Genomic DNA, 6,640 nt, shown 5'->3' on the forward strand with positions numbered 1-6,640 from the left:
GTATTTGTAAAAGTAGACGGATTCTAATTTAACCTAGAGAACATGATCCTAAGTGAAAAAATCACTTGGGATTTTTTGAATCAAGAAAATAGTTCTCTAGGAAACTTTTTCTTGACATCTTTTCTGAAAATGGTAAAATAGTTCTCATGGGAACTTATTTAGTTCCTAGGGAACTAAATGTGATGGTTAGAAAGGAGTAAGTATGGATAAACCCATGTTAGTCTTTAAGCGTTTTGGTCATCAGATTCATCTCATGGTGCAAAAGGAAGCCAAACGTTGTGGTATTGAATTTATGGGTGGGCCTCAAGGTCAGGTTGTGCGTTTTTTGGATAATTGTGAGAAAAACCAAGACTTGGTCTTGATTAAAGATATCGAGCAGGAACTCAATATTACCAAGTCTGTTGCTAGTAATCTGGTTAAGCGTATGGTGCAAAATGGTTTGGTGGAATTGGAGGCGAGTCCTAGCGATAAGCGGGCAAAATTTGTTCGTTTGACGGACAAAGCACGTTCTCAGATGCAACAGGTTAAGGCTTTTTTTGAACGGATAGACAAGCAGTTGATGGAAAACATTGATGAAGATGAATTACTGATTTTTGAGAAAGTTCTCGGTCAACTACAGGCAAATATCAAGGGAATAGGAGGAGAGAATGAAGAAATTAGCCAAACGAATTAGTAGAAAAGAATGGGGGATGATTTTACTAGCCATTCTCTTTACCTGCTTTTCGGTCTATCTGGAGTTGGAAGTGCCGACCTATATCTCGAAAATTACGGATTTGCTAGGTAGTCAAGGAACTAATTTAGATGAGTTGTGGCAGCCGGCAAGCATGATGGTGGGAATGTCCTTTCTTGCCTTCTTGTCCGTAGTTGCAGTTGGATTTTTTGCATCCCGAGTGGCGGCTTCTTATACTAGTAGGCTGAGAAGTGATATTTTTAACCGAGTTTTAGACTACTCGCAGACAGAGATTAAGAAATTCTCTATTCCCAGTCTTTTAACTCGTACCACTAATGATATTACCCAAGTTCAAATGTTGATTACCATGGGCTTGCAAGTAGTTACGCGTGGTCCGATTATGGCTATCTGGGCTATTGGGAAGATTTTAGGTCATTCAGAATACTGGCTCTGGGCCGTACTTGTGGCAGTGATTGTCAACGTCCTGATGACGACTGTTTTGATGACGCTAGCCTTTCCAAAACAGTCCTTGATTCAGGGGCTGACAGATAAACTGAACAGTATCACTCGTGAGAGTTTAACAGGTATTCGTGTCGTTCGTGCCTACAATGCTGAAGAATACCAAAATGAAAAATTTGCATCAGCAAATGATGAATTGACACGCTTGAATTTGTTTGTCAACCGTCTTATGGCTATTTTGAACCCTATCATGATGGGGATTTCAAGTGGTTTGAGTGTGGCAATTTACTGGATTGGGGCTTATGTGATTAACGACGCTGCTGCGACAGCGCGTCTGCCTCTCTTTAGTGACATGGTTGTTTTCATGTCTTATGCCATGCAGGTTGTCATGGGCTTCCTTCTCATGGGGGCGCTCTTCATCGTTCTTCCTCGAACCATGGTTTCTGCCAAACGGATCAATCAAGTTCTAGATTTGCATTCTTCTATCCAAAATCCTGCTCAAGTGCAACTTGCTGATGAAAACCTTAAAGGTCAGGTCGAATTTAAGGATGTGACCTTCCGCTATGCGGCAAATTCGGAGGCGGTTATTGAGAATGTTAGCTTTAGAGCAGACGCTGGTCAAACAGTTGCCTTTATTGGGTCAACAGGTTCTGGTAAATCAACTCTGGTCAATCTGATTCCACGTTTCTACGATGTGTCAGCAGGAGAAATTCTGGTGGACGGTGTCAATGTTCAAGGCTATGCCTTAGAGGATTTGCGCAACAAGGTTGGTTATATTCCACAAAAAGCTGTTCTCTTTTCAGGTGATGTCAAGGCTAATCTAGACTTTGGACAGAGTCAAGAAACACCACTTAGTGAGAAAGCTATGTGGCAAGCCTTGGAATTGGCCCAGTCTAAGAACTTTATCGAAGACAAGGAAGCGGGCTTAGAGTCAGAAGTGGCCCAAGGAGGAACCAACTTCTCAGGTGGTCAAAGACAGCGTCTGGCCATTGCGCGTGCCTTAGCTCGGAAGCCAGAAATCCTCATCTTTGATGACTCCTTCTCAGCCTTGGACTACAAGACAGACAGTGTCCTACGCCAAGAGCTAGCAGAGAAAACCAAGTCTATGACCAAGCTTATCGTCGCACAGCGTATTTCAACGATTATGGATGCTGATTTGATTTTGGTCTTGGATCAAGGAAAAGTCGTGGGACAAGGCACCCACAAGGAACTTCTAGCTAATAACGAAGTTTACCAAGAAATTGCCTATTCACAACTATCGAAGGAGGAATTGGAACATGGAAAATAAGAAAATGTCTCTTTGGAAACAGAGTAAACCCTATCTTGCAGGCCTCCAGTTTGCCCTTTTGATTGCCTTTCTAGCAACAATCGTATCCAATATCATTACTGTATATGGGCCAACCCGCATTAAGGAAATGACCAATATCATTGCAAATGGTCTGGGAACTAGTGTGGATGTCGCGGCGGTTGCAGCTATTGGTGGTTTTTTGGCCGTGATTTATGTGATCGGACTTCTATCAAATTATTTGCAGGCCTTTCTGTTTACAACAGCTATTCAACGTTTTTCAGAGCGTTTGAGAAGAGCGATTGCAGAGAAAATCAATCGCCTACCATTGGGGTATTTTGATGGACATTCTCAAGGAGATACCTTGTCTCGTGTAACCAATGACGTTGACACTGCAGCCCAGTCCCTTAATCAAAGTCTGGGAACAGTTCTTTCATCCACTTTACTGGTCGTGGCAGTCTTGGTAACCATGTTTGGGATGAACTGGATTTTAGCCTTGGTAACGGTTGTTTCAACCCTTATTGGATTTGCATTTGTATCCGTCTTTATGGGCAAATCCCAGGGATTTTTTAAGAGTCAGCAACAAGATTTGGCAGCTGTCAATGGCTATGTGGAGGAAATGTACTCTGGCCATAATGTGGTGACCAGTTACAATGCTATCGAGAATACGAAAGAAGAGTTTGCGAAATTAAACCATCGTCTGTATGACAGTATCTGGAAATCTCAATTTATTTCAGGGATTATGATGCCGATTATGATGTTTATTGGGAACTTTAGCTATGCCTTGGTGATTATCGTTGGTGCAGCCTTGGCTCTGAATGGGCACATCAGTATCGGGATTATCGTTGCCTTTATGGCCTACGTTCGTATCTTTTCTCAGCCTCTTTCACAAATTGCCCAAGGGATTACTAGTCTTCAGCAGGCTAGTGCAGCCATGGGACGTGTCTTCGAATTCCTAGCTGAAGAGGAGATGGAAGATGAATCCCATAAAGCAAGACAATTGAGCGATATGAAAGGTCAAGTAGTCTTTGATCGAGTCTCCTTTGGTTATACACCAGAGCGAACCATTATCCATGACTTTTCTGCGACTGCTCATGCAGGTCAAAAGGTTGCCATTGTCGGACCGACCGGAGCTGGGAAGACAACCATTGTCAATCTTTTGATGAAGTTTTATGAGATTGATAAGGGAAGTATCCGCATTGATGGTGTGGATACCAAGGAGATGAAGCGTTCGGAAGTACATGATGCCTTTTCAATGGTCTTGCAGGACACTTGGCTCTTTGAAGGGACTATCCGAGACAATCTTATCTATAACCAAAAGGGTATTAGTGATGAGCGCGTGATCGAAGCCAGCAAGGCTGTAGGGATTCACCACTTTATCATGACTCTACCAGATGGTTACGATACAGTCTTGGACGACACGGTAACCTTGTCTGTCGGGCAAAAACAACTCTTGACCATTGCTCGTGCTTTGCTGAAAGATGCGCCACTCCTAATCCTAGATGAAGCAACTTCTTCTGTTGATACCCGTACAGAGGAATTGATTCAGAAAGCCATGGACCGTTTGATGGAAGGCAGAACTTCCTTTGTCATCGCCCACCGCTTGTCTACTATCCGAAATGCTGATCTTATTCTAGTCATGAAAGATGGCAATATCATCGAGCAAGGAAATCATGATGAGCTAATGGCACAAGCTGGTTTCTACGCTGACCTCTACAACAGTCAATTTACAGAAGACGAAGTAGAAGAATAAACCCAAAGAAGGCTTGACGGCCTTCTTTTTCTGCACTATACTAGAAGACAAGTGCTTCCCTATAAGCAAAATTTGAGTAAGTGATGAGAAAATATATGAAGAATTATCAAGAATGGTATGACCACATTGCTGGTAAGATTGAAAATAAGCCCTTTCTTCTGAGATTGTTAAGAGCTTTCAATCGGTTCATGACGGTAGTTATGCCTATGATTTATCTAACCTTGTTAGCAACTACCTATCTCCAAGAAGGACTTGGGAAAAAGATATGGATCTACTTGTTTGTTCCTGCGTCAGGTTTTGTGGTTTTGTCCTTTCTTCGCAAGAAAATCAATGCCCCTAGACCTTATGAGGAATGGGATATTAAACCCTTGCTTGACAGAGATAGTCCTGGTCAGTCTATGCCCAGTCGTCATGTCTTTTCAGCAACCATTATCTCCATGGCTTGCTTGCATGCTAGTCTAACTATGGGGATGATTTGTTTGACATTATCAGCCTTCCTAGGTCTAGTGAGAGTCTTAGGTGGCGTGCATTATCCCAAGGATGTAGTGGTTGGCTATATTTGTGCTCTTGTGTGGGGTGTGCTTTTCTTTCTATTTTGACTTGTATGTTAAGGCGGTCCTAGAACCACTTACGTGCCTAAAGTAACCACTTGCTTTTTTGCTCTTGTTTTCTTATTTTGGCTTTGATATAGTAGAGTCAGAAAGGAGATGGAATGAAGTTACGAATCGAAATTGACAGCAATTTAGAGGAAACTGAAATTGTCATCAAGGCAGCGGCTTTGACAGATGAGATTGCGGATTTACAGCGGCTCTTGCAAGAGTCCAAGTCTCCTCGGTTGATTTTTTACAAGGGGACGGGTGAATATTATCTGGACTTGTCGGAAATTCTTTTCTTTGAAACAGAGGGGAACAAGATTTACGCCCATACCCAGAAAGATGCCTACGAGGTTCGACTTAAACTCTATGAGTTAGAGGCTATCCTTCCTCGCTATTTTAGTCGGGTATCCAAGTCAACGATCGCTAATATTCGGCAAGTCTATTCGGTGGACAAGTCCTTTTCAGGAACGGGCACCATTTCCTTTTATCAAACCCACAAGGAGGTTCATGTCTCACGGCATTACCAATCCCTCCTAAAAGAAAATCTAAGAAACATGAGGTAAGAACATGAAAAAGAAAGCATTTGGTATTGTGTTGCTTATTTTTGCAGCTATAATATTGTTACAAGGAAATTTTGGAATCCCTTCTCTGGGAGGGCAAATTTGGCCCTTGATTGGTATTGTTTTTTTTGCCTACCAATCAGTTGAGGCTTTGCTTCGTCGTCATCTGACATCAGCCTCTTTTACAGCCCTAGTGGCCCTCATGATTGCTAATCATTTTTATGATATTTTACCGATTCCAAATCAGACACTAATCTGGGCAGGAGTTCTAATTGTTCTCGGAGTAAACATGCTGACTCATTCTAACAGAACTTGGAATGGAAAAAAATGGTGGTATGACGGTGAAAAGACCATTCTTACAGATAAGGAAGTCGCTTTTGGGACAGGGACTTTCTACAAGCAAGACCAAGAATTGGTAGAAGACCAAGTTGAAGTTGGTTTTGGGAATGCCAAGATATATTATGATAATGCAGAGATGTTAGGTGATTTTGCTACTCTGGATATCGAAGTTGGTTTTGGCAATGCAGTTATCTATGTTCCCCAACATTGGAGAGTTGATTTGAAGGTGGAAACTTTCTGTGGTGTAGCCAAGGCAGATGCCCCTCTAGCCCCAACCAGCAAAACCTTGATTATCCGTGGGGATGTGGCTTTTGGGAAGTTGGGTATTGTCTACGTTAAATAAAAAATCTTCACTTCAACCATCAAAATAGACGTACTAAGAGTAGGAAATTGATGCCTTGCTCTGATTTCAGTTCTATGGTTGTTAGACTTTAAAAAATGAAATGTTGCCTTTCAAAGTTGTATATTTTTCGATATTTTGGCTCTTACGTTTGATGTATCTATGTCCTACAGCGTGGATGATGTAGTGTCAAATGTTTTAAAAAAATGAATGATATTGGACAGTTTTTTGAACCTTTAATTGCTCAGGAGCTATGAAAGCAAGCACTTGGGTTTATGACAAGGGAGAATGGTATTATGTAAGTTCTTCTGGTTCCGTGCTAGCGAATGATTGGGTCAAAGATAATGGCAAGTGGTATTATCTAGCTTCATCAGGTAAGATGCTTCGCAATACCTACACGCTTGATGGCTACTACGTTGGCAACTCAGGTGCTTGGCAATAAGAATAATACTCTTCGAAAATCTCTTCAAACCAGCGTCGCCTTACCGTATATATGTTACTGACTTCGTCAGTTCTATCTACAACCTCAAAGCAGTGCTTTGAGCAACCTACGGCTAGCTTCCTAGTTTGCTCTTTGATTTTCATTGAGTATAACGATAGTCCTATCATATCACTCAAAATGACTTTCGTCTAATATG

General features: G+C 41.8%; 6 protein-coding genes and 1 pseudogene. All 7 read left to right on the top strand.

What is annotated here, in order from left to right; translation table 11 throughout:
* Positions 1 to 202: 202 nt before the first annotated feature.
* A complete protein-coding gene (locus HT721_RS10575) occupies positions 203 to 673 on the top strand; it encodes a MarR family winged helix-turn-helix transcriptional regulator (RefSeq protein ID WP_173229786.1) in 471 nt (156 codons plus the stop codon).
* Entirely contained in the window at positions 648 to 2,417 is a 1,770-nt protein-coding gene (locus HT721_RS10580; RefSeq protein WP_173229788.1) for an ABC transporter ATP-binding protein, read from the top strand. Before HT721_RS10575 ends, HT721_RS10580 begins: the two co-directional genes overlap by 26 nt.
* Positions 2,407 to 4,167, top strand: a complete 1,761-nt coding sequence (locus HT721_RS10585; RefSeq protein ID WP_173214627.1) for an ABC transporter ATP-binding protein — start codon at positions 2,407 to 2,409, stop codon at positions 4,165 to 4,167. The genes HT721_RS10580 and HT721_RS10585 overlap by 11 nt, the downstream gene beginning before the upstream one ends.
* A gap of 95 nt (positions 4,168 to 4,262) precedes the next feature.
* Entirely contained in the window at positions 4,263 to 4,766 is a 504-nt protein-coding gene (locus HT721_RS10590; RefSeq protein WP_173214629.1) for a phosphatase PAP2 family protein, read from the top strand.
* A 113-nt stretch (positions 4,767 to 4,879) separates the two neighbouring features.
* Entirely contained in the window at positions 4,880 to 5,326 is a 447-nt protein-coding gene (locus tag HT721_RS10595; RefSeq protein WP_000776604.1) for a LytTR family DNA-binding domain-containing protein, read from the top strand.
* A gap of 4 nt (positions 5,327 to 5,330) precedes the next feature.
* Complete coding sequence (locus tag HT721_RS10600) at positions 5,331 to 6,005, top strand: hypothetical protein (protein ID WP_173214631.1); 675 nt, start codon at positions 5,331 to 5,333, stop codon at positions 6,003 to 6,005.
* 241 nt (positions 6,006 to 6,246) lie between these two features.
* Positions 6,247 to 6,444 (top strand): annotated as a pseudogene (locus tag HT721_RS10605) (N-acetylmuramoyl-L-alanine amidase family protein); the annotation flags it as partial.
* Between the last annotated feature and the right edge of the window lie 196 nt (positions 6,445 to 6,640).

The sequence above is a fragment of the Streptococcus sp. 4094 genome (assembly GCF_013277125.1).
Classification (GTDB): Bacteria; Bacillota; Bacilli; order Lactobacillales; family Streptococcaceae; genus Streptococcus.

What these genes read in the sequence shown, in the direction of transcription:
- HT721_RS10595 (WP_000776604.1), top strand. Translation starts at nt 4,880, where the DNA reads ATGAAGTTACGAATCGAAATTGACAGCAATTTAGAGGAAACTGAAATT.
- HT721_RS10580 (WP_173229788.1), top strand. Translation starts at nt 648, where the DNA reads ATGAAGAAATTAGCCAAACGAATTAGTAGAAAAGAATGGGGGATGATT.
- HT721_RS10585 (WP_173214627.1), top strand. Translation starts at nt 2,407, where the DNA reads ATGGAAAATAAGAAAATGTCTCTTTGGAAACAGAGTAAACCCTATCTT.
- HT721_RS10590 (WP_173214629.1), top strand. Translation starts at nt 4,263, where the DNA reads ATGAAGAATTATCAAGAATGGTATGACCACATTGCTGGTAAGATTGAA.
- HT721_RS10600 (WP_173214631.1), top strand. Translation starts at nt 5,331, where the DNA reads ATGAAAAAGAAAGCATTTGGTATTGTGTTGCTTATTTTTGCAGCTATA.
- HT721_RS10575 (WP_173229786.1), top strand. Translation starts at nt 203, where the DNA reads ATGGATAAACCCATGTTAGTCTTTAAGCGTTTTGGTCATCAGATTCAT.